Source organism: Enterococcus sp. DIV0755f (assembly GCF_051713725.1).
Lineage (GTDB): Bacteria > Bacillota > Bacilli > Lactobacillales > Enterococcaceae > Enterococcus_D > Enterococcus_D casseliflavus.
This window is the reverse complement of sequence record NZ_JBIOQL010000001.1, coordinates 558410-584446: the sequence shown is the minus strand read 5'-3', so window position 1 is coordinate 584446 and position 26037 is coordinate 558410. Positions and strand designations below refer to the sequence as shown.

At 42.0% G+C, this 26037-nt stretch carries 26 protein-coding genes; 11 read left to right on the top strand and 15 right to left on the bottom strand.

Going from position 1 to position 26037, the window contains the following annotated elements:
• Positions 1 to 330: 330 nt before the first annotated feature.
• The 4 genes from IGI73_RS02680 to IGI73_RS02665 all read right to left on the bottom strand — a co-directional run bounded on the left by IGI73_RS02680 (position 331) and on the right by IGI73_RS02665 (position 5250).
• Entirely contained in the window at positions 331 to 1257 is a 927-nt protein-coding gene (locus tag IGI73_RS02680) for a LacI family DNA-binding transcriptional regulator (protein WP_179135473.1), read from the bottom strand.
• 229 nt (positions 1258 to 1486) lie between these two features.
• A complete protein-coding gene (locus IGI73_RS02675; RefSeq protein ID WP_438759048.1) occupies positions 1487 to 3850 on the bottom strand; it encodes an HAD-IC family P-type ATPase in 2364 nt (787 codons plus the stop codon).
• A 422-nt stretch (positions 3851 to 4272) separates the two neighbouring features.
• Positions 4273 to 4785 carry a ClbS/DfsB family four-helix bundle protein gene (locus IGI73_RS02670; protein ID WP_086293992.1) on the bottom strand — a complete coding sequence of 171 codons (513 nt, stop codon included), beginning with the start codon at positions 4783 to 4785 and terminating at the stop codon, positions 4273 to 4275.
• 15 nt (positions 4786 to 4800) lie between these two features.
• On the bottom strand, positions 4801 to 5250 hold the full coding sequence (locus IGI73_RS02665; RefSeq protein ID WP_413159436.1) for an effector binding domain-containing protein: 450 nt from the start codon (positions 5248 to 5250) through the stop codon (positions 4801 to 4803).
• A 93-nt stretch (positions 5251 to 5343) separates the two neighbouring features.
• On the opposite strand from IGI73_RS02665, the gene IGI73_RS02660 reads away from it, so the two are divergent.
• The 6 genes from IGI73_RS02660 (at position 5344) to IGI73_RS02635 (ending at position 10052) form a co-directional block, all read left to right on the top strand.
• A complete protein-coding gene (locus IGI73_RS02660) occupies positions 5344 to 6252 on the top strand; it encodes a helix-turn-helix transcriptional regulator (protein WP_438759046.1) in 909 nt (302 codons plus the stop codon).
• A 41-nt stretch (positions 6253 to 6293) separates the two neighbouring features.
• Positions 6294 to 6812 (top strand): helicase, encoded by a 519-nt coding sequence (locus IGI73_RS02655; RefSeq protein ID WP_438759045.1) that lies wholly within the window; start codon positions 6294 to 6296, stop codon positions 6810 to 6812.
• A gap of 99 nt (positions 6813 to 6911) precedes the next feature.
• Positions 6912 to 7373, top strand: a complete 462-nt coding sequence (locus IGI73_RS02650) for a GNAT family N-acetyltransferase (RefSeq protein WP_060792756.1) — start codon at positions 6912 to 6914, stop codon at positions 7371 to 7373.
• A gap of 61 nt (positions 7374 to 7434) precedes the next feature.
• Positions 7435 to 7788 (top strand): DUF3784 domain-containing protein, encoded by a 354-nt coding sequence (locus IGI73_RS02645; protein WP_074536588.1) that lies wholly within the window; start codon positions 7435 to 7437, stop codon positions 7786 to 7788.
• Between the two features lie 316 nt (positions 7789 to 8104).
• Positions 8105 to 8596 carry a PH domain-containing protein gene (locus IGI73_RS02640; protein ID WP_118215562.1) on the top strand — a complete coding sequence of 164 codons (492 nt, stop codon included), beginning with the start codon at positions 8105 to 8107 and terminating at the stop codon, positions 8594 to 8596.
• Positions 8586 to 10052, top strand: coding sequence for a PH domain-containing protein (locus IGI73_RS02635; RefSeq protein ID WP_231473243.1), 1467 nt, complete (start codon positions 8586 to 8588; stop codon positions 10050 to 10052). Before IGI73_RS02640 ends, IGI73_RS02635 begins: the two co-directional genes overlap by 11 nt.
• Before the next feature lie 117 nt (positions 10053 to 10169).
• Here IGI73_RS02635 and IGI73_RS02630 read toward each other — a convergent pair whose 3' ends face one another.
• From IGI73_RS02630 to IGI73_RS02610, 5 genes are read right to left on the bottom strand one after another with little or no spacing between them, the layout of a single operon-like run.
• Entirely contained in the window at positions 10170 to 11132 is a 963-nt protein-coding gene (locus tag IGI73_RS02630) for a transketolase family protein (RefSeq protein ID WP_413159432.1), read from the bottom strand.
• Positions 11133 to 11135: 3 nt separating this feature from the next.
• Positions 11136 to 11993 carry a transketolase gene (locus IGI73_RS02625; RefSeq protein WP_231473245.1) on the bottom strand — a complete coding sequence of 286 codons (858 nt, stop codon included), beginning with the start codon at positions 11991 to 11993 and terminating at the stop codon, positions 11136 to 11138.
• Positions 11994 to 12015: 22 nt separating this feature from the next.
• Positions 12016 to 13380 carry a PTS ascorbate transporter subunit IIC gene (locus IGI73_RS02620; RefSeq protein ID WP_413159430.1) on the bottom strand — a complete coding sequence of 455 codons (1365 nt, stop codon included), beginning with the start codon at positions 13378 to 13380 and terminating at the stop codon, positions 12016 to 12018.
• 16 nt (positions 13381 to 13396) lie between these two features.
• Positions 13397 to 13678: a PTS sugar transporter subunit IIB gene (locus IGI73_RS02615; RefSeq protein WP_413159429.1), complete on the bottom strand. Its 282-nt coding sequence runs from the start codon at positions 13676 to 13678 to the stop codon at positions 13397 to 13399.
• Positions 13675 to 15714 carry a BglG family transcription antiterminator gene (locus tag IGI73_RS02610; RefSeq protein WP_413159428.1) on the bottom strand — a complete coding sequence of 680 codons (2040 nt, stop codon included), beginning with the start codon at positions 15712 to 15714 and terminating at the stop codon, positions 13675 to 13677. The genes IGI73_RS02615 and IGI73_RS02610 overlap by 4 nt, the downstream gene beginning before the upstream one ends.
• Positions 15715 to 16122: 408 nt before the next feature.
• Here IGI73_RS02610 and IGI73_RS02605 point away from each other — a divergent pair.
• Positions 16123 to 17285, top strand: a protein-coding gene (locus tag IGI73_RS02605) for an IS3 family transposase (RefSeq protein ID WP_438759043.1) whose coding sequence is annotated in 2 segments (ribosomal slippage) — positions 16123 to 16399 and positions 16399 to 17285 — 1164 coding nt in all. Because the reading frame shifts where the segments join, the coding sequence is not laid out codon by codon here.
• On the opposite strand, the gene IGI73_RS02600 is transcribed toward IGI73_RS02605, so the two are convergent.
• Both IGI73_RS02600 and IGI73_RS02595 read right to left on the bottom strand, forming a co-directional pair.
• Entirely contained in the window at positions 17269 to 18147 is an 879-nt protein-coding gene (locus IGI73_RS02600; RefSeq protein WP_438759042.1) for a PhzF family phenazine biosynthesis protein, read from the bottom strand. The genes IGI73_RS02605 and IGI73_RS02600 overlap by 17 nt on opposite strands.
• A complete protein-coding gene (locus tag IGI73_RS02595; protein ID WP_016609698.1) occupies positions 18144 to 19112 on the bottom strand; it encodes an ornithine cyclodeaminase family protein in 969 nt (322 codons plus the stop codon). Before IGI73_RS02595 ends, IGI73_RS02600 begins: the two co-directional genes overlap by 4 nt.
• A gap of 90 nt (positions 19113 to 19202) precedes the next feature.
• On the opposite strand from IGI73_RS02595, the gene IGI73_RS02590 reads away from it, so the two are divergent.
• Positions 19203 to 20594 carry a PLP-dependent aminotransferase family protein gene (locus tag IGI73_RS02590; RefSeq protein WP_438759041.1) on the top strand — a complete coding sequence of 464 codons (1392 nt, stop codon included), beginning with the start codon at positions 19203 to 19205 and terminating at the stop codon, positions 20592 to 20594.
• Positions 20595 to 20753: 159 nt separating this feature from the next.
• On the opposite strand, the gene IGI73_RS02585 is transcribed toward IGI73_RS02590, so the two are convergent.
• Positions 20754 to 20858: a putative holin-like toxin gene (locus tag IGI73_RS02585; protein WP_411798430.1), complete on the bottom strand. Its 105-nt coding sequence runs from the start codon at positions 20856 to 20858 to the stop codon at positions 20754 to 20756.
• 367 nt (positions 20859 to 21225) lie between these two features.
• On the opposite strand from IGI73_RS02585, the gene IGI73_RS02580 reads away from it, so the two are divergent.
• Positions 21226 to 22059, top strand: coding sequence for an AraC family transcriptional regulator (locus IGI73_RS02580; protein ID WP_231473250.1), 834 nt, complete (start codon positions 21226 to 21228; stop codon positions 22057 to 22059).
• Complete coding sequence (locus tag IGI73_RS02575; protein WP_413159458.1) at positions 22052 to 22471, top strand: DUF2000 domain-containing protein; 420 nt, start codon at positions 22052 to 22054, stop codon at positions 22469 to 22471. The genes IGI73_RS02580 and IGI73_RS02575 overlap by 8 nt, the downstream gene beginning before the upstream one ends.
• A gap of 193 nt (positions 22472 to 22664) precedes the next feature.
• Here the strand turns inward: IGI73_RS02575 and IGI73_RS02570 are convergent, their stop codons facing one another.
• The 3 genes from IGI73_RS02570 to IGI73_RS02560 all read right to left on the bottom strand — a co-directional run bounded on the left by IGI73_RS02570 (position 22665) and on the right by IGI73_RS02560 (position 25156).
• A complete protein-coding gene (locus tag IGI73_RS02570) occupies positions 22665 to 23207 on the bottom strand; it encodes a DUF3267 domain-containing protein (RefSeq protein WP_413159459.1) in 543 nt (180 codons plus the stop codon).
• A gap of 58 nt (positions 23208 to 23265) precedes the next feature.
• The gene (locus tag IGI73_RS02565; protein ID WP_231473251.1) at positions 23266 to 23583 is read right to left on the bottom strand and encodes a hypothetical protein; all 318 of its coding nucleotides are present in this window, start codon (positions 23581 to 23583) and stop codon (positions 23266 to 23268) included.
• Between the two features lie 448 nt (positions 23584 to 24031).
• Positions 24032 to 25156, bottom strand: coding sequence for a GGDEF domain-containing protein (locus IGI73_RS02560; protein ID WP_231473252.1), 1125 nt, complete (start codon positions 25154 to 25156; stop codon positions 24032 to 24034).
• A gap of 134 nt (positions 25157 to 25290) precedes the next feature.
• On the opposite strand from IGI73_RS02560, the gene IGI73_RS02555 reads away from it, so the two are divergent.
• A complete protein-coding gene (locus IGI73_RS02555) occupies positions 25291 to 26034 on the top strand; it encodes an EAL domain-containing protein (protein WP_218212312.1) in 744 nt (247 codons plus the stop codon).
• Positions 26035 to 26037: the final 3 nt, after the last annotated feature.

Genomic DNA, 26037 nt, shown 5'->3' with positions numbered 1-26037 from the left:
ATTGCCTTTTTCCTATTCATCAATTACAGTAGTATTTTTATTTATCTACTCAATATCTCTCTACTTTATATATAAATAGTGTTAGAATGAACAAAAGGAAACGTATCAGGCTTCCCCCAAGAGAATCTTCCCCAAGTACTCTTGTCTGATACGTTTCCTATTTTTGTGGCGAAAAAGCCACAGACCAATGGTAGCCCTTTACTCTGTGAAAAGCAAGCTTTCAAAATAAATTTTTTCTTTATTTTTTTATTTTATCTCTACAATTCCCCTTTAATAAGCAGGCAAAAACACACCTCTCGACAAAAAGGTGTGTTCTTTTTATAACAATGATTATTCACGAATAATAAGTTCGTAAGGCAGAATGATCTGCTCTTGTTTTCTTTCTTGAAACAAGCGAAAGGCTTCTTTGCCGCACTGATCCAGATGAAACTCAACGGAAGAAAAGTGCAGCATTTGACTGATGAGCAGGTTTTCTTGTCCGATCACGATGGGTGCTGTCCCGTGAGGGTATTGATTTAAGATCATCGCTGCGATCTCGTCCCCATTTGTGATCACCCCATCGATTCCTCGTTCCTTAAAAAATGCAGCTGCGGGAATCCCATCTTGTGCTTTGATGCAATCCCAATAAATATCCGCTTCAGAAAAATTTGGAAACAGCTCCTTGGCTTTTGCGATCGTGTTGACTGAATTGCAGCTGAGGCGTTTGCTGCGCCCTAGCGTCAGTCCCAAGCGTTTTACACCTTGTTCTTTCAAATACTTGATACTGGCTGTCACAGAGCCGACCAAGTCGATCGCAACGAAAGGAACGGCAGTACCGGTCGAATTTTCACAAAAAACAATCGGGCCTTTTTCCATGTAGGGATAAAATGTCTCGATATGATTTGCGCGGGTGATGACGATCAAGCCGTCAAATCCCTTTGCAGCGAATTCTTCTAGATATTCTAGCTCCAGCTTCCGATCAAAATTGGTCGGAAGCAACGTCACCTTGTATTTTTGGGCAAAGGCTTCTTCCATGATGCCATTTAAAATTCCATCAAAGAAGGCGTGATTGACAAACGGTACGATGACTCCAATATTATAGGTTTTCCCCGAGCTAAGTTTTTGGGCGATTTTATTCGGTTTGTAATCCAGTTCTTCCATCACCGCCAAAATCGCTGCTCGCTTTTGCTCATCAACATAAGGATGGCCATTGATCACACGAGAGACCGTCGTGATCGAAAAACCAGTAATTTTTGCTATATCGCGAATCGTTGCCATTTCTTTCATTCCTATCTGATTGTTTTGCTCGTGACCTAAGTCTACCATAGAAAACTAGTTGTTCCACTTTCGACAATTTTCTGAAAAGGTCTCTTGGTTGATTGTACGGTATGAAACGAGTTTCATAGCAAGACTTAGTTAGACTCCTTGAAAAGAAATTTATTTATAAACAAAAACTGACTGCCTAGCACGCTGCAAAAGCTGCTTAAGCAATCAGTTTTTCTATTATTTACTGAATCATTTCTTTTGATAAACTTTTACGTTTCTTCGTATATCTTCGCATCAGCAGCTCGATGCCCTTATCCGCAAAGCGTTGCATGTAGGCGGAAAAATTCAACAAGGCAATCAAGAGGATGAGGTTGAGATAGCTGGTATTGCCTAGGTTAAAGAGGTCGCGACCGACGATCAAAGCAGCAAAGTACAAGATCTGAGTGCTGAAAAAAATCATCGTTCGATAGCTGTTGATCGCTGGATAGACTTTTTTCTGGATCAAGCGATAGTTCCAAGCAGTAAAAATAATGCTCATGATCGATAGAGCTTTACTGCTGCTGTTGAACCAATAACCAAAGTTGATGATCAGCAAAGTTCCTACCGTAATCGTCAAGGCTGTTGGAAAAGCATTTTTGAAAATCGTCGTCATAAAGTCCCCTTTGATCCGATTGAAGTCTGGTTCAAAGTTTAAAAAGAAGGTCGGAATGCCGACAAAGCAGGCATTGATGATCGTTAATTGGATCGGCTCAAAAGGATAGGTCGTTCCTGATAACAACGTCCCCATGGTGATCATGATGGAGAATAAGACTTGCACTAGCACCAATGAACCTGAGCGGGTAATGTTATTGATCACTCGGCGGCCTTCATCCATGACCGATGGCAAAGCATCAAATTGATTTTCCAAAAGCACCAAATTTGATACTTGGCGCGCAGCATCAACACCAGAAGCCATCGCGATGGAGCAGTCGGCTTCTTTCAGCGCCAAAACATCGTTGACGCCATCGCCAGTCATTGCGACGGTATGCCCTTGTTCTTTCAAGTAGAGCACCATTTCTTTCTTTTGTTGCGGCGTCACTCGACCAAAAATCTGATAGTTGCTGACAGCTTCTTTTAATTCGGCTGCAGTTAATTTTGATACATCGATAAAATCAGCAGCCCCTGGTAGATTGACTTTTTTCGCGATTTGACTGACTGTCACTGGATCATCGCCAGAGATGATCTTGCATTGGATTGCCTGTGAACGAAAATACTCCAAGGTCTCTTTGGCATCTTCACGAATCGTGTCTGACAGTAAGTAAAAGCCCAGCGGTTCAATATCCGTCGGCAGTTCTGCCTCCTCATAGCCTTGCGTACTGTGAGCCAAAACGATCACTCGGTAGCCTTCTTCTGCCAGCTTCCTTTCCTGTTTTAAGACAGCTTCATGGTTGGTTCCTAGTAAAATCGACGCAGCTCCGATGAAATAAGTGCCTTGTCCTTCAAACGTGACGCAACTGAATTTACGATCTGATGAAAAAGGGACGACTTGCTGCATCTGGTACGTCGTTTTTTCTGGGAAAAAGGTTCGCAGCGCCATTGCCGTTGGGTTCTGATCGGGTAGCTGCGCCATTAAGTTACCAGTGATTTCTGCCAACGGTGTGTCCGATTGAAAGGAAATCGTCTTTTCCACCGTCATCTTGCCCTCGGTGATCGTGCCCGTTTTATCTAAGCAAAGAACATCGACCCGTGCCAAGGCATCAATGCAGTTCAATTCCTGCACCATCACTTTTTTGCGCGCCAGATAGACGGCACTGATGGTCAATGTGACACTGGTCAATAAAAACAAACCTTCGGGGAACATTCCCACAGCTGCCGCCACCGTCCGTAAGATGGCGGTGTTGAAAGTTGCATGAGAGAAATAGAACTGTTTGACGAACAAGAGGGTACATAACGGCACCAAAATCAGACTGATCCAACGAATGATTTTGTTTAAACTGCCTTGGATCAAGTATTTTTGTCGTTTGATGGTTTTGGCTTCTTTGTTGATTTTTGCGATATAGTTGTCAGCGCCTACGTGGATCACTTGGCATAACGCTTCGCCAGCAGTGATAAAACTGCCAGAAAACAACTCGTCTGCTGGCTGCTTGTAGATCGTATCCATTTCACCAGTCAGCAAGGATTCATTGACTTCTAAAGATCCTTGAATGACTTTGGCATCCGTCGGCACTTGATCCCCGCTTTTCAGTCGTAACACATCATCCATTACGAGTTTGTGGATTGGCAAGTTCTCCAGCTTGCCATCCCGATAAACATCGGCTTTGGCAACTTTTAGCAATGCCAGCTTATCCAGCGTTCGTTTGGAACGAACTTCTTGAAAGAGATTGATGATCACATTGCTGAAGACAACAAAGACGAACAAGCCGTTTTGGTAAGAACCCGTCAAACAGACGAGAAAGAATAGGACACAGTTGATCAAATTGAAAAAGGTAAAGATATTGGTAAAAAGGATTTTCGGGTACGTATTCGTCGTATCCTTTTTTGTCTTATTGACTTGACCGCGCTGCACCCGCGCCTTGACTTCTCCTGACGTCAAGCCAATGGTTTGGTTGTTTTCGATGATCCTCACCCTTTCTATTCTTGGTCATTTACTTTTATTTTGCTGAATATTCAGCAAACTTGCATCAGACTTGGGAATGGTTTTGTGTTTTTTCTATAAAAACAATTGGCGTCGATTGCGTAAGATGCGCCATCGACTCCCCGCTTTTTTTCTGTAAAAAAACAAGTACTGTTTAAAATATAGCATACCCTTTTACGAATTGGCGTTTCATTTTTGTCACCTTCGCGTCACTTTAGGAATTAAAATAACAGTTTATTCCTTAACCTGAACCGACTAGACAATAAGCTATCATAGGCTTTCCAGGTGGTTTCTTGCGATGACACAAAACAAAAAAACAGCTGATCTTCGTAGATCAACTGTTTAACAAATCTTTAAGTTAGCTGTTCCCTCAGTTGCTAAAAAACGCTCAACCAGCTTGCTTCTTTTATTGATCAATGCAGTGCTTCCTTTTTCCATTTTCGGATTTTCGTTCGGAAATTGGTAAAGGGTGCTACTGTATTGATATGGATCCATTTATAGACTGGCCACTGTGCTTTGGTGGTTGCCCAATCCCGCTGCCTTGCTTCAAACAATTCCTGATCGGATAAGCCCTCGATCCACTGGCAAAGGGCCGTCACTTTTTGGTCTAAGAGCTCTTGTTGCTGTGCTAAGGTCAAACTGCCGTATGTCTGATAAAAAGATTGATACAATCCGCCAAGGTTGTTCCATTTGTACCCTTCAGCAGGTGTGTGAACGCTCATCCCTTGCTGTTCCTGTGCTTCCCATGACAATAACAAACTGACCCAGCCAATTTGGTAAGACAAGTTTTCTGAAGGGGTCTTGTCGACACTTGCTATCCGTTGATTTCGCAAGGCTTCAGGAATTTCATCAAATTCTTGGCGAAATTTTTGGTAACGTTCTGTGATCTCTTGGATCAGCGCTACTTTGCTTTCATACTGTCTCATTGTTTGTCCTCCTATTCAGGAAAATAGCTGCTCTTTGTCGCTTTCAGCAATGGCGATAAGAATCGTTACTTCGCCGTCTGGCGCATACTGCTCAAAATCAAAGGAATACCTGCGCTGCAGCTGCTGGTTTTCTTCCTCAGACCAGATTTGACGCCAAGTAGTCAAAATGCCCTGCGCATCGCGCCGATCGATCGGATACTTTTTCCAAGTATATTTTTCTGTATCAAAGTCTGCTTGCTCCGTTTCTTCGTCTGCTTGCTCCGTTTCTTCGAAACAAAGCGAAACGGCATAGTCTCCTTGATAGTTTGACTCATACTCGTGGTAAACGCAAGCGATGACCGTTCCTTTTTCTGCGGCTTTCTTGACCGCCTCGCTGTTTTTCTCCCATAAGCCAGTGATTTTTGCTTGAATCGCTGGATCAGTAAAATTATTGGTTCTTTCCGTTGCCATTATCGAAAATTTCATTGGATTTCCTCCTTCTTTGTCTTTATGATACGATAGAAACCTAGACACCTTGTGTCAGTGTTTTATCATCTTTTTATAAAAGGAGTAAACCAAGTGAGCACGACACGCCTATTCGGCCTTATCTACCACCTGTTGAATCATGAAAAAGCAACCACTTCTGAATTGGCCAAACAATTTGAAGTCTCGACTCGCACCATCACCAGAGATATCAATACCCTAAGCAGTATTGGCGTGCCCATCTATACTGAAACGGGTCGAAATGGCGGCGTTTATTTGTTAAGCAGTTTTGTGTTGGATAAAGTGTTATTATCAGAGGAAGAACGAAAAAACCTGCTTTTGGCGTTGAAAGGGATTCGCCAGCTGACGCCACAGATCAGTGGGCAATCGCTGGCAAAACTGCAATCCTTGTTTAAGCAGCCCGATGCTGATTGGCTAGAAGTGGATTTTTCCACTTGGCATCGGCGAGAAAACGGCCACGACATGTTTGATTTATTAAAAAAGAGTATTTTAACAAACCACGTGATCACCTTTGACTATGTCAGTAAACAGGGACTGCAAAAACGCATCTGCCAGCCTTATAAACTGCTTTTTCGCTCGCAAGCTTGGTATCTGCAAGCCTTCGACCAGCAAAAGAATGCCTTTCGGACATTTAAAATCAGCCGCATGAGTCAGGTCTACGTCACTGACCAGCATTTTTTCCCAGTCACTGCGCCTGATTCTGCCATTGAGTTGACTGTTGACACCTATCCTGCGCGTTTGTTCTTTCAAGCCGACGTTCTTTATCGGCTATATGATGAGTTCGATCATCAGGATATTACTTTGACGGAGGAAGGCACTGCTGTGGTTACCGTTGATTTGCCCGAGGAAAGCTGGGTAGTGCCCTATTTGTTCTCTTTTGGAAAAAGCCTACGCATTTTAAGTCCCCCTCGACTAAAGAATCGTTACCAAGAAGAAGTTGCTGCGATTTATGCCAATTTGTCCGAGAACGAGGGTGCGAATTGATTTTTTTAAGAAAAGGATCCCTATTGAAAGGAGTGTTTGATTTGAAAAAAGTGATCGTACAGTATGGCGGGGTTTCGCTAAACCGCCTTTGCCAGCAGTTGGAAGAAAATCAGATTCACTTAAACGCGTATGCCAACCAGCTCTTGCGCCATCCCCAGCTCTCCCACAGTGCCGATAAACAGCGTGCTGCTTGTGTGATTGTTCCCCTTAAAGAACTGGGACTCCCCCAAGGCGGCTCTTTGACGGAGATTTTTGCAGCTGCGCCTTCTTATGGATTGACTTGTTGTACCTTGGAAATGGCCTTACACTTTCGTCTTAGCTATCGCCAACTGGCAAATAGTACCGGACTGAAATCCCAAGGAAAAGCGCCAGCTGCCGCAATCACGATCGCTTCTGTGCCTTTGGAAAAAACCGACGATTTCCCCAAAGGATTCTACGTTCGCCGCATCGATGGAGTTGACTGGCTACGAGGCTATACTTGCGATGCACGCCACCAGTTTGCACCGGATGACCTGTTTTTGTTTCAACGACGAGACCCGTTGCCAGAGCGCCTCAACTGAAGGGGAAACAAACCGTTTCATATCAAATGTCCTTGTTTCTCATTGCCTACAATCATTCCGTAGGTTAAGAAGAGCCGAAAAGGACAAAAGGAGAAATAGATGAACTTAATCCCAATGAAAGACAGCGACTATGCTGCTTACTTAACCAATGCAGTTTTCGAATACGCCAATGACAAAGTCCAAGCAGGCACATGGGCCAAAGACGAGGCCCTCGCCCTAGCCAAAGAAAGCTTTGCTTCCCTGCTTCCTCAAGGGACTGCCACCGAAAACAATCACTTGTTTTCTTTATTTGCAGCTGATTTTAGTGAACCGATCGGGGTGATTTGGGTCAACACAGCTGCCCAGAAAGCCTTCATCTATGACTTTATCATCGAGGAAGACCAGCGAGGAAAAGGCTATGGCACCAAAGCGTTACAGGCTTTGGAAAAGTGGGCGATCCAGCAAGGCATCACTGAAATCGGCTTGCACGTTTTTGCCCATAATCAGTCTGCGTATCAGTTATACAAAAAAATGGGCTATTTGGAAACAGATATTACGATGGTTCGACGTTTCGCTGAATGAGTGGTGTTGAAACACGAAACCTAACGATCGTTCTTGAACGATAAGAAAGGAGTGAGAAAACTTGTATTGGTTGATTTATCTTTTGGTCGTTGTATTTGCTCTCGGATGCTTTTTGTGTGGTGTTCAGTTTCGCAAACAAAAATGGGGATTCTTGATAGCTGGATACAATGATTTGACTGAAAACCAAAAAGCACAAGCAGATAGTCAGGCAATCTCAAAATCAATGAGCAAATGCGCCTTTTGGACAGGTGTTTATGTTTTGTCATTGGGTCTTGTGCTCTACCTGCTGCTTGAAGAAATCGGTGATTCGTCAATAATTAGGATAGTATGTGCCCTCCTTACCTTGCTTTTTGTTCTCTTCATTTTCAATGAAGTCCGAAAAAATCGTTCGTACTATTCGATAAATAAAGACTGAGATAAAGAGAGAATTTCTCGTTTTACTCATAAGGTATTTCTAAGCGATCACTGTAATCCAAGTTTTTTAACCAATGATTGGTTGTTTTAAACGAAAACATCTGAATGTGATCCCCCTAGGACCGTCATCTAAGACGGTTTTTTTTTTTAGGTTACTAGACGACAGTTCTTCCTTGTTTTATAAGAAGATTTCTCACAGATCTTTTCGCAATCGAGCCAGCTGTCCTTTCTGAATTCTCCCTTGCCTCTTGTTTTTCTTACACTGCACCATTATATTTATACTTATTAGTCATTTTTTTATAGAAAGGACGTTTCCCTTGAATTATCCCTTATTAAATGAACAAATGCCTCAGACCATCATCCGTGTTTGGCGGTTACGGACAATTACTTCACTGATCATTTTCAGTTTACTTTTCGCTACTTCTTTTTGGTTTTTATCCATGCAAAACTGGCTTCATTTCTGGGTGTTCGCCCTTTGGTCAAGCCTATTGGCACTGACTTTGATCAGTCATCTGCTTTCTTTTGTGCTGATGAGCTACCGTTACAAATTCCATCGCTACGAGATCCAAGAAAAGGATATCGCTATTCAACGTGGCTATCTATTTCGCAGCACCACGTATATTCCGATCCGCCGAATCCAGCACATCGAAACGGACCAAGGGATCTTTTTACGAAAATACGCTTTAGTCTCCTTACAGATTCATACGGCTGCCACCAACCACACCATTGAAGGCTTGCCAGTGGCGCAAGCCGAACGATTGCGAGAAACCATCATGAATTTAGTCGAGGTGGTCAAAGATGATCTATGAAAAACAACGACTGCCGTTGCTGTGTATCGGTCTTTATTGGTTCAAAAATTGCAAAAATTTTCTGGTACTAGCATTTCTGCTTGTATTCAAATTATTCAACGACGCCCCTTCTTTTCCGATGATTCTGGGCGGTATTCTGCTATTTTTACTGGTCTGTCTGCTTTTTGCGGTACTGTCTTACGCCCGCTTTACCTTTCAAATCGATCAAACGAGTGTGCTAGTCAACAAAGGACTCTTTATCCAAAAACAAACGATTTTGCCATTTGAACGCATCCAAACCATTCAAGAGAATCATTACTTTTATTTACGTCCGTTTAAACTAGCTGAAGTGAAGTTGGAAAGCGCCGCAAGTTCGAGTGGCGAAGCCGAAATTCTTTTCCCTGCATTACCGCTGGCTCTCATTGCCTCCATCGAAGCGTCAAAAAAGGCGGCCGCGACACCACAACAGCCTATTGCCCAAACAACTAGTAGAGAAGAACCAACCGACGATTATGCTGCGTTTTCAGCTGAGAAGTCAGCCAAGCCGCCGCTGGAAACATTCACTTTGAAATTCAAGGAGATTTTCTTGTTTTCTCTCACTGATTTTTCTGTTTTCACCTTGGTTCTAGTCATCGGCTACAACGTGATCGACAACATTCCCAATCTCTTTGCCTATGCATCGGAATTGCAGCAACTTGGCCTTTTATTAGGTGCTGCAATTTTACTCGGGCTGCTGATTTTGTTTTTCTTCCTTGCGATCGCCAGAAATCTTTTCCGTTATTATGGCTTTACGGTGAAAACGAACCAACAACAGCTGCTGATCACGCAAGGCTTGTTTTCTAAACGTCACCAAACGATTCCCCTCGCTAGGATCCAAGGGCTGAGTGTCGAACAAAATCTTTATCGAAGAATCTTTCATCTAAGCTCCGTCAAATTACTGCTGGCTGCTGGCAGTTCGTCAGAAAGCGATGATACGGTCTATCTATTCCCCATTTTGAAAGAGGCGCAGCTGACCGAAACATTGACCCGCTTTTTACCCGAATGGTCGTTTCAACAAACCGCTCTAGTGAAAAATCCACGACCCAACTTTTGGTACTTCTGCCGTTGGCCGCTGCTGATCGGACTGCTTGCTGTAGGAATCTCTGCCTTCTTTTTCTGGTGGATAGCGCTGATTTTCTTCGTGTTCTTTGGCTCCTTCGTGTTATCAAGCATCTGGCGAGGCAAAATACAAGGCTATCAATTTTTAGATAACCACGTATTGTTGTGCCAAACGATCCGCGGTCTTACGAAGGTGACCGCTTATCTGAAGAAAAATAAAATCCAAGATTTCACTGTCACCACCACGCATTGGCAGCACAAAAGAGGGCTTGGCAAGTCACAGCTAACCATCAAAACCGAAGATACTCTCACCGAAAGTAAGCTGTTCTATTTTCCATTAACCGAAGCAGAAAACTTACGGCGCTGGTTTTTGTCTTAGTTCATAAAAAAAAAGCGTCAAACAGCAGGACTGACGCGCTGTTTGACGCTTTTTTTACAAGATCTGAAAGGAATGAAAAGGAAGCATCAACCATTGATTCGTTGATGCTTCCTTTTTCTATCCCTTAACCTTCCCTTCGACTATTTGCTGCTTGATTGAAGCAGCATCTAAGCCATATTCTTTTTGCAAAAAATCGGGTGTGCCGACTTGACCGAACCGTTCATTGACACCAATACGTTTTAAGGGGACAGCACTGCCAGTTTCAGCAAGCACTTCGGCGACGGCACTCCCTAGTCCACCGATAATAGAATGGTTTTCGATGGTGATGACTTGCCGTTTCCCCTGAACTTCGCGGAGGATCAATTCTTTATCGATTGGTTTGATGGTAAACATATCGATCACTTCGCAGCTGATTCCTATTTCTGCTAATTCTTCTACCACTTGCAGTGTTTCAGAAACCAATTGGCCGCTGGCAATCAACAACAGTTCATCGCCTGGTCTTAAAATATTGCCTTTTCCTAGTTCAAAGGTCGAGCCTTTTTCATAAATCGTCGGAACCGCTTTCCGATTGCCTCGTACGTAATGAATGCCTGATAATTGGCTAAAGGTGTTTATGATCCAAGCCATTTGGACTTCATCCGCTGCATCGCAGACGATCGACTGGGGAATCATTCGCATCAAAGCCACATCTTCCCATGTCGTATGGGTGCCGCCGTTGTGCCCGACTGCAAACCCTGGATCAGAACCGTAAATATTGATCGTATTGCCGCCATAGCCGCCAGAAATAAACAGCTGATCGAATACCCGACGCGTTGCAAATGGCCCAAAGGTGTGGATAAAAGGTGTATAACCAGTTAAACTCAAGCCAGCCGCGACACCAACCATATTGGCTTCCGCGATCCCCATGTTGATAAAGCGTTGGGGATGTTTGTTGGCAATCGTGGTCCAGCCGCTGGCAGAACCAAGGTCGGCATCTAACGCAACTAGCTGGTTATTTTCATCCATGAGTTCCACCAATGTGTCAACGACACAAGTTCGCAGCTCTTTAGCAGCAGCAGTGGTTTTGCTTAATGTAAACATGCCTTAGCGTCCTCCTTCGATTTTTATCGTCAATTCTTTGATTGCCGCTTCTGCCGCTTGATTGATCTCATCCGTGGTAAACTTCACGGAGTGATTGGCATCTAGTTCTTCAAAGAAAGGAACGCCTTGTCCTTTCACGCTGTCCAAGACAATGCAAACCGCTTGGTCTTCGATTGCTTTGCAGCGCTCGATTGCCTCATCAATGGCTTGCATGTCTGCCCCTGGAACTTTTTCTGTATAAAAGCCAAAAGCAGTCATCTTCTGCTGGATATCAAAAGGATCAAGAATGTCTTTGGTTGGCCCATCTAGCTGTTTTTTGTTGTCATCAATAATGACGATACAGTGATTCAGTTTAAAGTGAGCAATGTATTGGAAGGCTTCCCAGCACTGTCCTTCATTTAGTTCACCATCTCCAACGATCAAATAAACAAAACTGTTCTTGCCTGCCAAGCGCAGGCCTGTCGCGATCCCAGCAGCCATGGAAGTTCCCTGCCCCAGTGAACCTGTGGTGGCATCAACCCCCGGCGTTTTCCAGCGATCCGGATGGGAAGGCAGTCTCGTGCCGCCCTCATTGATCGTCCATAACCACGACCGATCAAAATAGCCCGTATTTGCTAATGCACTATACAGTGCGGCGCCAGCATGTCCTTTTGACAAGACGAGTCGGTCACGGTCCGCCCACTGTGGATCTTGTGGATTGATCCGCAGCTGTTTGCCGTACAAAACGGCCAGTAGTTCAACAATTGAAAAGGAACCGCCCAGATGGCCTTGCCCCATTTTCTTGATGCTGCAAAGGGTATCTAAACGAATCTTTGCCGCTAATTCTTCGAGCTCGTGGCATTTTTGTTCACTGATTGCCACTATTTATCCCTCCATCCTCTATTTATTCAGAAACAGATTTTGCCCGACTGTTTTTCTTGAGAATCGTCAATCCGATCAAGACCGCGACTACCGCAATTATCCCTGAGAAGATGGCGATTTGACCGCCCATATTGGCTAAGTTTCCTAGGAAGATCCCTGCAACCCCATAGTCAGTATCAGAGAAAGTTGATCCTTGGAACCCAAGATCGCCCATGACTGGCATCAACAAGATCGGCATGAAGCTGATAATGATTCCATGAATAAAGGACCCAATGACGGCGCCTCGCACACCACCCGTTGCATTGCCGTAAACACCTGCTGTAGCGCCGCAGAAGAAATGGGGCACGACACCTGGAATAATAACGGTTGTTCCTGTGAAGACCATGATGATCAAACTAACGATCCCTCCGACAAAACTGGTTAGAAAACCAATCAGAACAGCATTTGGCGCATAAGGAAAGACGATTGGACAATCCAATGCAGGAATCGCATTAGGAACAAGCTTTTCAGAAATCCCTTTAAAGGCTGGTACGATTTCTGCCAAAATCAGACGGACACCAGCTAAAATCACAAAGACACCAGCGGCAAACGAACCTGCTTGCTGCAACGAATAAATGATCGAGTTCGTGCCATTGCTAAGATTTTCCGTAATAAATTCACTCCCAGCAAAAATTGCTACGATCACGTATACAACCGCCATCGTAATCGTGATACTAACAGTAGAATCCCGCAAGAAAGACAGACCTTTCGGAAAATTGATGTCTTCGGTAGATTTTTCCTTATTGCCGACGTATTTCCCAATCAACCCGCTCAATGCGTAGCCGAAGTTCCCCGTATGCCCCAATGCGACGGAATCATTTTTAGTAATTTCTCGAGTAAACGGTTGTGCGATCGCTGGGAAAATCGTGTTACAGATCCCTAACGCTAAGCCGCCAAATAAAACTAGATTAAAAGTATTCATTCCAGTAACGCTCAAAATCACCGCAATCATGCAAGCCATATACAACGTGGCATGCCCAGTCAAATAAATGTATTTAAAGCGAGTGATACGGGCAATCAAAATATTGAAGGCCATTCCTGCTAACATAATAAGTGCGGTATAGGTGCCGTAAGTCGTCAACGCTAGCGCAACGATCGCTTCGTTATTTGGTACGACCCCTTGCATGTTAAAGGCTGCTTGGAACATCTCCCCAAATGGCGCCAGAGAGCTTTCGATCACCCCAGCCCCGGCAGTGACCACGAGAAACCCAACAAAGGTTTTGATCCCCCCTTTGACGATCGTGGCAATGTCTTTTTTCTGCAGCACATTCCCCAAAACAGCGATCAGCGCAACTAAGATCGCTGGGGTACTGGCGATATCAACAAGAATATCTAAAAATTCGTTCATGACTGTCTACTCCTTTTTATAATAATCCTTTTTCCTGACAAACGGCTTGAACCTTTTGCTTCAATTCATCGAGATCGATAATACTGTCTAAAACTACGATCTCACCTAGACGCTGCGCACTATCGGCTAAATCGCCGCCAACGAAGAAAACATCCGCCATATCGGGTGCGGCACTTCCTAAATCATAATGGGACACTTCCACGCCTGAGACACCCAATTCATTTAAAACAGAATTGATATTCATCTCCACCATAAAACTTGATCCTAATCCTGACCCACACACTGCTGCAAATTTCATTTTTCATCTTCTCCTTCTCTAATCACTTCAATTATTTGATCCGCATTGGTTGCGGAAAGTAACGCAGTTAGTTTTTCATTATTCGACAAAATTTTAGTCAAACTCGCTAACGCTTTTAGATGGAGTTCATTGTCAACCGCCGCCAAACATATAAACACGTGAATGGGGTGTTGCGGATCATCATTCAAAAGCACTGGTTCTTTGACTTTTAATAACGACATCCCGATGGCATTGACCCCATCTTCTGGACGTGCATGAGGCAAAGCGATGCCTTTTCCAATATGGATAAAAGGACCGTGATCCACCACTTTATTGATCATGGCGGTAATATACTGCTCCTCAATTTTATTGGTCTTTTTTAATGGCGCAGCAGCTGCTCGAATGGCTTCTTGCCAAGTCAGCGGCACCTCGGTAAATTGGATGGTTTCTGCTGTTAATAAATCTGATAACATCGGACGTTGGTCTTCCCTTCTATTCAATTCTCGATTGATTTTTCTTTGCAAAATTTTTCTCAGCTTTTGCTTACTGATTCCTGCTTTTAAATCAACATAGGGCAAAATCACTTCTAACACATCGTCAATGGAATGCAATCCATTTTTTGAAGGGAAAAATGCCGCTTGTACGTTTTTAACCAGTTCATCCTTCTCAATGGGTGTCATAATCGGATTGATCACATAACAGGGTCGTTTGGTTTTGATCGGCGCACTGGAAAAAATCAGATCAATCTCTTCATTAAACCGAACATTTTCATACTCTTCGATCGAACGAGCCGGCAAAAAATGGATCTGGGGAAACAGTTCCTTTAATTCTGATTCCAAAATCAAGGATGAACTGATGCCACTGGGACAAACGACTAATGCATTCAGTTGGAAGTAATCACGTTTGGCCTTTTGTTTACTGATTTCTCCACCAGACAAAATCGTAAAATAACCGATTTCTTCATCAGGGATCGTGCCGACTAGGTCTTCTAAAGAACCCAGTGCTCGTCTCGTCAGTTCAAACAACTCATTGTATTGCAGCTTGATTTCTTCAATCAGTACATTCTCCAGTGGAAAACCGTAGCGGATTCGAAAATACGCTGGGACAAGATGATAGAATGTGTTCATCAAAAGGGTGCGATAGTCCACAAACTCGATAGCTGCCAGCCGTTCCATTTCATGAATGATCTTACTGGCACATTCCAATAAAAACTCTAATGAAGTATCTTCGATATCTCCTTGCAGAATCGTTTTCAACAGGATCGTTACATAAAGTTCTTCTGTTTTCCGATCTTTGATGTCAGGAAATTCTGCTAAAAACTGCTGACTGACTTGATGGACATGCAGCGACTGGAGCAGCGGTATTTCTGTCTCCGCTAAAGAAACAGCCGTTTCTGCCATCCGAAAGGATAGATAATTAAGAAAATAAAGCATTTCTTCGAAGCGACTCGGAACGATCACCAGATTGAAATCAGTCAGTGTTGCGGACAAACGATCTCTGATTTGAACATAGATCGTTTTATCCTGCTCATAGATTCCCTCAAATAAGAGCAAGTTCCCGTTTTTCGTATTGGATAACGTGCTGACCTTTCGAAAGGCAAGAGCGCGAATCTGATATTCCTCTCCCTCTAGATAAAAGCCATATTTTCGAGAGTACAATAGTTGAATCTTGAAAGCTGCAAGTTCCTCTCTGATCCCCTTTACATCCTTCAAAATCGTATTTTTACTGACATAGAACAGCTCTTGAAACTGATAGACGGATAAATCTTTCACTGCTGAAAAAGTCAGAAGATAAATCATGGACCGCCGCTCTTCTTCCGAAAAAAATAACGTATTCTTCTGGACATCGAAAAGAATTTCCGGCCATTTTCGTTGAATCAGTGAAGGAATCAAAACTTCTCCCTCATGAATCATGATTCGTTGATTCAACCGCTGTTCAGTGATTTGATTGATTTTGGCAATCTCCGCCAAAAAATCCTCATCCCTCCACTTCGTCAAATCAAGAAACGCCTCAACATTTGGTTCTGAAAACAGATACGTCAATTTGAAATGAATCATATTTGCTACCCCCACCTAAATTATAGCTTGCACAAAATGAAATCGCCATCATTTCTCGGTACAACTGAAACTCCGTTTTTTTTAAACGATGGACCGAAGAGGTGATTTCAAGGATTACCATACCATTTTTACATAAAAAGAGGATATGCGAAGACCATTATTTGTTTTTTAACGCAAAAAAGGCGAATCAGCTTGATGATTCGCCTTTCAAAAGTGATAAGTAATAGAAACAGATGGCAAAAGTGGACTAAACTCTAGGAAAATGAAATCTAGATTGCTTATAAGAAACAGGTTCCTTTCGCATAAAGCACATCTTTTCCGCCAATGATTACCTGGATAGGCTACAATTAACTAGACAGAAAAATTAAGGTGTGTAGACTAGAAGAAAACATACCAGGAGGAATTTTTATGTCTAAGAGAACACGAAGAACTTTTTCACAAGAATTCAAGCAACAAATCGTCAATCTTTACTTAGCTGGAAAGCCACGTGTAGAAATCATTCGAGAATATGAACTAACGGCTTCAGCATTTGACAAATGGGTAAAGCAATCTAAAACGAGTGGTTCATTCAAAGGAAAAGATAATCTTACGCCTGAACAAAAAGAATTGTTAGAACTACGTAAAAGAAACCAGCAATTAGAAATGGAAAATGATATTTTAAAGCAAGCAGCGCTGATATTCGGACGAAGAGACAAGTAATCGATGCGAATAAGCATCTTTACCCTATATCAGCGATGTGCAGAATATTAGGTCTATCACGTCAGTCCTATTATTATCAATCAAAACCAAAGAAAGACGAATCAGAACTTGAAGAAGTAGTCGCTGAAGAATTTATCCGCAGCCGAAAGGCCTACGGCTCAAGAAAAATAAAAAAAGCCTTATCAAAACGAGGCATTCGGATCAGCCGACGAAAAATTAGTAGAATCATGAAAAATAGAGGATTAAAATCGAGCTATACTGTTGCTTATTTTAAAGTACATCATTCTACTTGCAATGAAGCCAAAACGACAAACGTATTGAATCGTAAATTCTTAAGAGACAACCCATTAGAAGCGATCGTAACAGACTTGACTTATGTACGAGTCGGGAAAAAATGGAATTATATCTGTTTCATTTTGGATCTGTTCAATCGAGAAATTCTCGGCTATTCTTGTGGAGAACATAAAGATGCCGTTCTAGTAAAAAAAGCATTTAGCCGTATCAAACAACCTCTGACAGAGGTTGAGATTTTTCATACTGATCGTGGAAAAGAGTTTGATAACCAAGCTATTGATGAATTATTAACAACTTTTGACATCAATCGATCATTGAGTCATAAAGGCTGTCCTTTTGATAATGTCGTAGCTGAATCAACTTATAAGTCGTTGAAAGTAGAATTTGTCTATCAATACACATTTGAAACCTTACAACAATTGGATTTGGAGTTATTTGACTATGTCAATTGGTGGAACCACCTTCGGTTGCACGGTACACTTGGCTACGAGACACCGGTTGGTTACCGTAACCAGAGATTGGCGCAGCGAATCCTTGATAATGAGCTCGGATGTGCTAACGCTAGCGAGGCAGTCTAACTTTAACTGTTAGCTCCTGCCGAAGATCGTCACATCCGAGGAGGCTCATTGTCAAGGACAATCGGAATAGCATACGGAAGGAAGTTCTGCACCTTATAAAATTTGTCAAAAAAACTGTTGCCATTCCAACCCGTTCATCTGCTAAGGTACACTCAAGAAATCCTCCTCGTGCAGAGAGTTGCTTTGCGGTCATTTGGGTCTTGTTCAATCGGCTGCTCCAATAGGGGATCAGGTTCGAATGAGCCGATCCGCAAACAGGATCTTCATCAATCGTCAACTTAGGAAAGAAGGTTCGAGAAACAAAATCGACCGTTTCCCCAGGAGCTGTCACGATCACACCGACCCCTTGCTCAAAGGTTTTTATGAAAGAAAAATTAGGTGTTAACTGTTGAATCTGGGTTTCATTATCCAACACAAAGAAAAGATCTCTTGCCAAGTAAGCCTCGTTGATTTTGGCACCGATCGCTTCTTCATATACAGGCAATATCGCCGTTTTTTCTGGGAGAATCGCTGGAAAATCCAGTGATAAAAGCTCCCCTTCCTTCGTCACCCGCAGCTGTCCGCTATATTTTGTTTGGAAAACGATAGAAGTTCGTTGAGGTTCATAATAATGAAAAAGCACAAACGCTGTTGCCAACGTTGCATGTCCGCAAAGATCAATTTCACGATCCGGTGTAAACCAGCGAAGGCTATAAGAGTCTGTTTCTTTTACGGCGAAGGCTGTTTCCGATAAATTGTTTTCGATCGCGATTTTCTGCATCAGATTTTCTGGCAGCCACTCTGGTAAAATAAAAACGGCCGCTGGATTTCCTTCAAAAACCTTTGTGGCAAAAGCATCTACTACGTAATACGCTAAGTTCATTTTCCTACTCCCTTTCGTTTGTTGTATACGTACTCTGCGCAATAGAGATCTTCTACTGCGAGTCCCACCGCATCAAAAACCGTGCATTCTTGTTTTGTCTCTCGTCCGTGACATTTATGAGTAACTAATTCCCCTAACGACCCTTTGATAGCAGCAGGATGAAAGGATTGTTCTGCGATTGGAATCAGAAGATCGCCGCTTTCTTGCAGTGTTGCTTGATAATCATCCACATATACACTAGCCGAAGCCACTAAATCACTGGTGAGTTCCCGTGTTTCTGGGGTAAAGGTTCCGATCGCATTGATATGAGTGCCAGGTGAAACCATATCTTTATCCAAAAACGCCTGCTTGCTAGGTGTTAAGGTACAAATAATATCGGTCTCACGTGTCGCTTCCATCAGATGTTTACAGGCAATAACCTGCAGCTGCGGATAAGTTTTCTTGACTGATTCAACAAAGTTCGCTAGTTTTCTTTTATCTAGATCATAAACAAATACAGTGTGGATCGGACGAATAGTCAGCATCGCTTGTAGATGGGAGGAAGCTTGATGTCCCGCACCAATTAGTGACAATTTGGTCGCTTCTTTCTTTGCTAAATAATTCGTCGCTACTGCTGATACTGCTGCCGTGCGAATCCAAGTAATACTATTCGCATCCATTAACGTGAGTGGCGCCCCATTCTGACTATCAAGCAAAAGAATTTGTCCTAAATGAGTCGGCAGCTGTAACGTTCCGTTCTCTGGGAAAAAGGACATGATTTTTGCGCCATACACTCGGTTCGGACCTAAGTAAGCGGGCATTAAAGCAAAGAGATTTCCTTGCTTTTGGTCTGGCAACGGCAATACCGCTCTTTGCCATTGAGAAACAGCTTGCTGCTCAAAATCACGAAAGCAGTTTTTCATAGCCGAAATGGCTTCAGGAAATGTCAGTTCACGTAAAATCTCTTCTTCTGTTATAATCTCCATAAAAATTCCTCCTTTTTTCAATATCCTACTCTCAGCAATTCATACAATCAATGATATAATTGTATGGAATACAATTTAGGAGGTGTTCTTATGCCCATCAATTCTTATGAAGATTATGCCCTTAGTTGGCGCCCAGACAAAACGCAGCTTACCCGTCCCTTTTATCGTTCCTTGATCAAGCGCTTAGAAGAAGATATCCTCTCTGGCAAGCTCGCCAAAAATACCCGCTTACCCTCTCAAAGAGAGTTAGCAGATTTCTTAGATCTTAATTTCACTACGATTGGTCAAGCCTATAGATATGGTGTCGAGAAAGGAATTCTCTATAGCCAGATTGGCAGCGGCACTTATGTTTCTGCCAATGCATTCGACTCGATCTCTATTTCTACCAGCAATGTGGCAACGCACATCATTGATCTGGGACTCGTCAGTTCCTTTGAAGAATGCAATTCCTTGATACTGCCCACGATTCAAAAAGTCGTCAATCATTCAAATATTGTTGGGATCATGAATTATCGAGAACCTCAAGGATCCGATTATCAATTGACGACCGCCAGCAACTGGTTAAGGACGCAAGGGGTCAAAACAGACAAAGACACGACTGCGATTGTTTCTGGTGTACAAAACGGCTTAGCGATTGCCTTGGCAGCTTTATTTTCTCCAGGAGATCGGATCGCAGTTGATCGTTACACGTACTCAAATTTTATTGAGTTGGCACACCTCTTCCATTTAGAAATTGTTCCTATCGATTACGATCAGGAAGGAATGCGTCCGGAAGTACTTGCACAAGAATGCCGCAAGAAAAAAATACACGGACTCTTCGTGATGCCTTCTTGCAATAATCCGATTGGTTTTCAAATCACCGAGTCCAGACGAAAAGCACTCGCAACAATTATCGAAGAAGAATCATTGTGGGTGATCGAAGATGATATTCATTCTTTTTTAACGACGTATCAACAAAATAAAGTGATCGCTCCCTTTCAAGCGCTGCTCCCTCAACAAGTCATTTATCTTTCTGGAATGACCAAATTTATCTGTTCGGGACTGCGGATCGCTTATCTTGTTTTTCCAGAAGCGGTCCGAGGGAAAATCGAACAAGCCATTTTCACGATCAATGTAAAAACCTCACCTTTGGAGGCAGAGATCGTTACCGAGGTTTTGAACAGTGAAGTGGCGCAAACCATTCTTCATCAAAAATTTGCTCTTACGAAACAAGCGAATGCACTTTTTGATGCTGTCTTTGACTGTCAATCAAAACCAGCAGTCTATCCCTATTATCGTCATTTACCGATTCGCTCAGATGTTGCTCAATTCGATATTGAACAAGACTATTTGGCAAAGGGCGTGCGCATCTATCATTCCAATCGTTTTACGACCCAAAAGCAAATGGACCCATTTATTCGATTGTCCCTGTCATCAAATCATTTAGAGGTGTTAGAAAAAGGATTGCGTATTGTAAAGGACTCCTTAAAGACCTATCAGTAGCTGTCTAAAAAATCAGCAATCCGTTGAACAGATTTTGCAATTTTGTTACACGCTCCATATAAAAAGGAGTTGCGTCACCAACTCCTCTTTCGCACCTTTTAAGAAGGCAACAGTTTTTTATTATTTAAAAAATAACCGTTTCCCTGTTAAAGTTGACGGTTATTTTTTTTTGTCATTTTTCACTGCGGCTCGGATACCAAAGATCAGCATGGCGGTAAATGTACCAAAACTGATCATTAGCCCGATTGCTTCCGCTGTGGACAAAAAGGCTTCTCCTTTCTGAAGAGTTAGTACTTACATTCATAAGCACCACCACCTTTCAAAGATAGCCACCGTCACAAACTTTACTGCAGTCAAATGGTACCATACTTCCATCAATAAAACTTTCAAATGCCAAGGATTTATCATTATTTTTTTCACGGCGCATGGTCCATTTGTTTTGATTCATTCCATAGAATCGTCAAAATAACCTGCTGTTCTTTCTTCAAGGCTGATCCGCTCTTTCCCGACTTCTCTAGCCCTTTTTCTCATTCCCAATCAAGTGCCTTCCATCAAGAAAAATAGTCAAAAGTCAATATCATTCTATTCACCAAAAACCACTTTTGTTATAGTAACAAAAAGGAGAATGCAGATGAGAAATGAACGAAAAATCATTCAAGATAGCACCCTTGGTGTAGAAGCTTTGTTATTTAACGGCATCCAGCAGGAGTTTCCTAACCATTGGCACGAATATTATGTGATTGGCTTGATGGAAGCCGGGACGCGTCAATTCACCTGTCAAAACACCTGCTATATCGTTGAAGCAGGCGACTTGATTTTGATTCCGCCAAAGGCTGCCCACCGCTGCCAGCAACTCACGGAGGAAAAGCTGGTTTACCGCAATATCCACTTAACCCCGGAGAACATGGCGGTACAAGTACAAAAAATTTTTAACACTCAATTGACGCCCCACTTTCCTGAACCGGTCATTCGCCAAGTGAAAGAAAAAGAGGAATTTCATGCAGTGCACCAGCTGTTGCTGTCGGATCACGGTGATGAGTTTGAAAAGCAAGAACGCTTTACTTGTCTGCTTCACGACCTGCTTGTTCAGTATGCGGATTTCACCCACGAACAAACGGACCCGGTGTCAAATAAAGCCGCAACGGCAAAAGCCTATATCGATCAACATTATGCCGAAAAATTGTCCTTGAGTGAATTAAGTGACGTTCTTGGAATGAATCAGTACGTCTTGATTCGGCAGTTTACCAAAGCGTATGGGCTGTCGCCGTTTCAATATTTAAGTACGGTGCGCATCAGTGCTGCCAAGAAAAGACTAGAAGCACAAGAAGCAATTGCAGAAGTCGCTTTTCTGTCAGGTTTTAGTGACCAAAGTCATTTTACCCGTATCTTTAAAAGCTTGATTGGGGTCACCCCGAAAGCTTACCAAACAATTTACCAAGAAGATGGAGTGAGAACGTATGAATAACCAAGAAAAATGTGTCATGATTATCGATGAACAATTACCGATTGGCTTAGTTGCAAATACTGCAGCAATTTTAGGCGCAACCTTAGGCAAATTGTTTCCCGAAGGAATCGGAGAAGCTATTTACGATTCGACGGGCAGAAAACACCTTGGCATTGTCAACTTCCCCATTCCTATCTTAAAAACGAACAAGGAACAGTTGCAGACCATTCGTGAATCGATCAGTCAACAAGCAGATCCAGAAGTAACCATCATTGATTTTTCCGACGTTGCTCAGACCACCAATTCTTATGAGCAATACCGTCAGACGCTTGAGACAATTCCCACAGAAACACTGGCTTATTTCGGCCTTTGTTTAAAAGGCAAGAAAAAGAGTATCAATAAAGTCGCTGGCAGCTTACCGTTGTATCGGTAAAGCGCTAATAAGAAAACGATCGTTTAAAACAAGTTTTCTTTTTGTCGACCGAACAGTCTTCTTGCTATATACGTTTTTTATAAACAGTCCTATAAAAAAACAAACACTTTTGAGGTGTTTGTTTTTTTGTAAGAGATTTTCTAGCATACATTTTCTTGCTCTTTGATTTTGCCAAGATCAATTGAAAAATAAACTACTCTCCTTGATAAATATTCAGCTCCACTTCAGTATCTTCTACACAACTGTTCGCTGGTGCTTTAACAATCAGAAAAAGAAAGTAAAAGTCTCCCACACAAGAAGCGGCATGTGCGGCAGCAATCAAGATAAAAAGAGATGCCGTCAACCAGCCAAATAAATAAAATAGAAAGAGACCCACAGAAATGCCAAGGAATGGCGCCAATAAAATGATGGCAAATTTCCCTTTTGAATAAAAGGAATGGGGACTCGTAGCATATGCTACGCCATTTTTGAACCCAAACTTTACCTTCCCTTTGGGGTCAAAAAGCTTGAAGAAGACACCATGGATCAATTCATGAATAATGATGAGAATAAAATACGCAACCATTAAGATCAAAAGATCGAAAACAAACGAAGTTTCAGCATTTGACCCATGACCACCTAAGACAAAGAGTGTAAAGAACACATAGAAAAAAATAAAACTAGGGATCGCCGCGAGATTCAATCTCTTTATTGTTTTTTTATCATCCATCAAATTGATTTGTTTGAGTAATTTCATCGCTGTTCTCCTCTTCTTTTTGTCATTCTTCTTAGTACATGATTTCTATGAATTCCCTTTACCCAACCAATAAGAGCAGCAAACACAAAACCAGTGCCGTTAAAACGAAGAGGAAATTGATCATCTCTGGCGCACTTTCAAACCTTCTCTTTAATGGCGGAGGACGAAAACTTGGATTCATGCTTCTCGTTTGGTAGTCCACGCTGCTTGATAAAAAGCTGTCGGAAGGGATCATAAACACTAAAAGAACGCCATAAATAATGGATGCAGGAATCAGGAGTGAGCATTTGGCTAGGTAACCAATCAGTAGACTCACGATCAAAGGAATAGCTACGTACAAAACACTTTGGTACAGTATTCGTCGAATTGGTTTCATAGGGAAGTCTCCTTAGTCAGTAATCGTTACACACAGGTACAAAATAATTTTATTTACTTATCAAATAAATATACCATTGCTTTTAAAGACTGTAAACACGCCAGAAAACCAAGTCGATGCTGCCAAGCGCGACTGCCCAATGCTTGGTGCAAAAAAAGAAGTGGTTTCTTCCCACTTCTTAAAAAGCACTCTACTTGTTTTTTCCCTTCAATTAACCTCTCAAGATAATCGGTAAACCGTTATACTTACCAGATTGCTTCCTCTCTTCCTTTTGAAAAAGCTACGACGCTGGACAAAGAAGCCTGCGAACCTTGTCTTTCTATTAAAACTTCTTCTGAAAAGCATTCGTCTAAAAAAATCATACGACCTTGTCTTTCCTTTTGGTTTTTTACAACACCTGATCTACTTGAGAAAAGACTGTGAAACCTTCTTTAGAAAAGCAAACGTCTCAAGAAAAAATAATCGTGCGGTTTCTGCCCTTCCTTTTGGCTTCGTACAATGCTTGATCTGCTTGGTAAAAGGTTTCTGAAATGTCTAACGCAGAGGCTGCTTCTGAAATCCCTGCCGAAAAGTAAAGGGTCAGTTGGGCGGTTTCTAATTTCAACTGTTCATTGCTTAAAAACAAATGGAATTCTTCAATAATTTTTTTCACAGCATCAGAAGTATTCTCTTTAAATAGGACTAAAAATTCTTCGCCGCCATATCGATAGACTTCGACTAAATGGGAAGGACTTTTCTGGTAGAGAAACGTCATCAGTTTTTCCGAAAAGAAGGATAGGGCTTGATTGCCGATTTGATGCCCATGGTGATCATTGATGCGCTTAAAATGATCTAAATCCATCATCACCACGACGAGCTGGTCCTTCTCAGGTAGCGCCAGCTTTGAAATATCCTCGTTCAGACTGCGGAAATTTTTCACCTTGGTCAACTCATCATAATTGCGTTCAATGATTTTTGTGTTAATTTTTTCCAGGAAATTTTTTTGATTCTGCAAATAATACTTCCATAAAGAAACGATCCCCACAGATCCAATGCCTAAAGACACTACATCCCAAACGCTAATTTCGCGGCGATAAAAAAGCAAGGCGTTGAGCATCGGCGAGACAACCGTAACGAAAATCGAAAATAGGTAAAATGCCGTGTGATTTGGTTGTCCATAAAATCTTTTCTTTAATAAGCCCGTAACGATTAAAATGATGTAATTTAATCCGATAATAAAGAGCATGGCTTCCCATTCAAATTTATTGATCAATGCAAAAAAGGTCAGCAAAATGACGGGTACTAACCCAACCAGATAGATTTTTTCTTTGAGAATGCCAAAATAATAAATAAAGATTGGAATCGTATATTCATACGCAACATAACCGATACTGTTCAAAGAAAATGATATAATAAAGTAGACTTGCGAAATAAACAAAACAATACCAATAAGAATTTTAAACGACAGGCGTAAATTCAATTCTTTGAAGTTCTTGATAAACAAATCATACGAAATGAGCAAGCTCACGACTAACACAGAATAGATCGCAGCATAAATCAGATGGACAAACACACTACTCCTTCTTTCTTTCATAGATTTTTCTTTAAAATCGTTCGCCCATGATTTTGAAAGGCTCGATTCTTTAACGATGCAGCGCACGAGATAAGCTTTTTTCCTGCACTTCATGAAACCAAAAATAAAGCGACCCCAGAAAGGAGCAGAAACCAATGTCTGAGAAAATAGAACAAGAACTCTTATCGATATTTCCCCAATTATATTTTGATGCTCAGCCTATCTTTCAAATGAAAGCAGATAGTCAGAAAGTGATTGGCTACGAATTATTATTGAGAAGTACCGAAAGAAATAGGTTTCCCCTTTCCTTCTTCCAGCAAGTGATCAAATACAAAAAATTACATACTCGTTTACTGCAGTGGTATCGAAATGAAATTTTCAGCTTGCTTCATCCGAACGAAGAAACAAAAATCAGTCTCAATATCCACCCGCAACAACTCAGCTACCCAGAAACCTTTTTGATGTTAGCTGATTTAGCTCCCTACCATGATCGTATTTTGATCGAGATCACCGAAGACGATACAGAACCTTCTATCGCCTGTGATCCCAAGTCCTATCTTATGAACAAAATCAACCAAATAAAAAAGATGCGCTTTTCTGTCGCATTGGATGATGTAGGGACAGGCATTCATTCACTGACAAATATTGCACCGATGCTGGATAAAATCGATGTGATCAAATTTTCGCCTATCTCGTTGCGAGTCCTGTCCCAAAAAGAGATTTTCTTTTTGATCGACTTCTGGCGAAATATCGCCAGCAATCGTAAAATCCAATTTATTGTCGAAGGGGTCGAAACCTCGGATATCCATGAGTACCTACTTGAAGAAGAGATTTTTCTTCAACAAGGGTTTTATTTGGACAAACCTGCCCCAGCTGATCAATTAAAGCGAAAAAAATAGCCA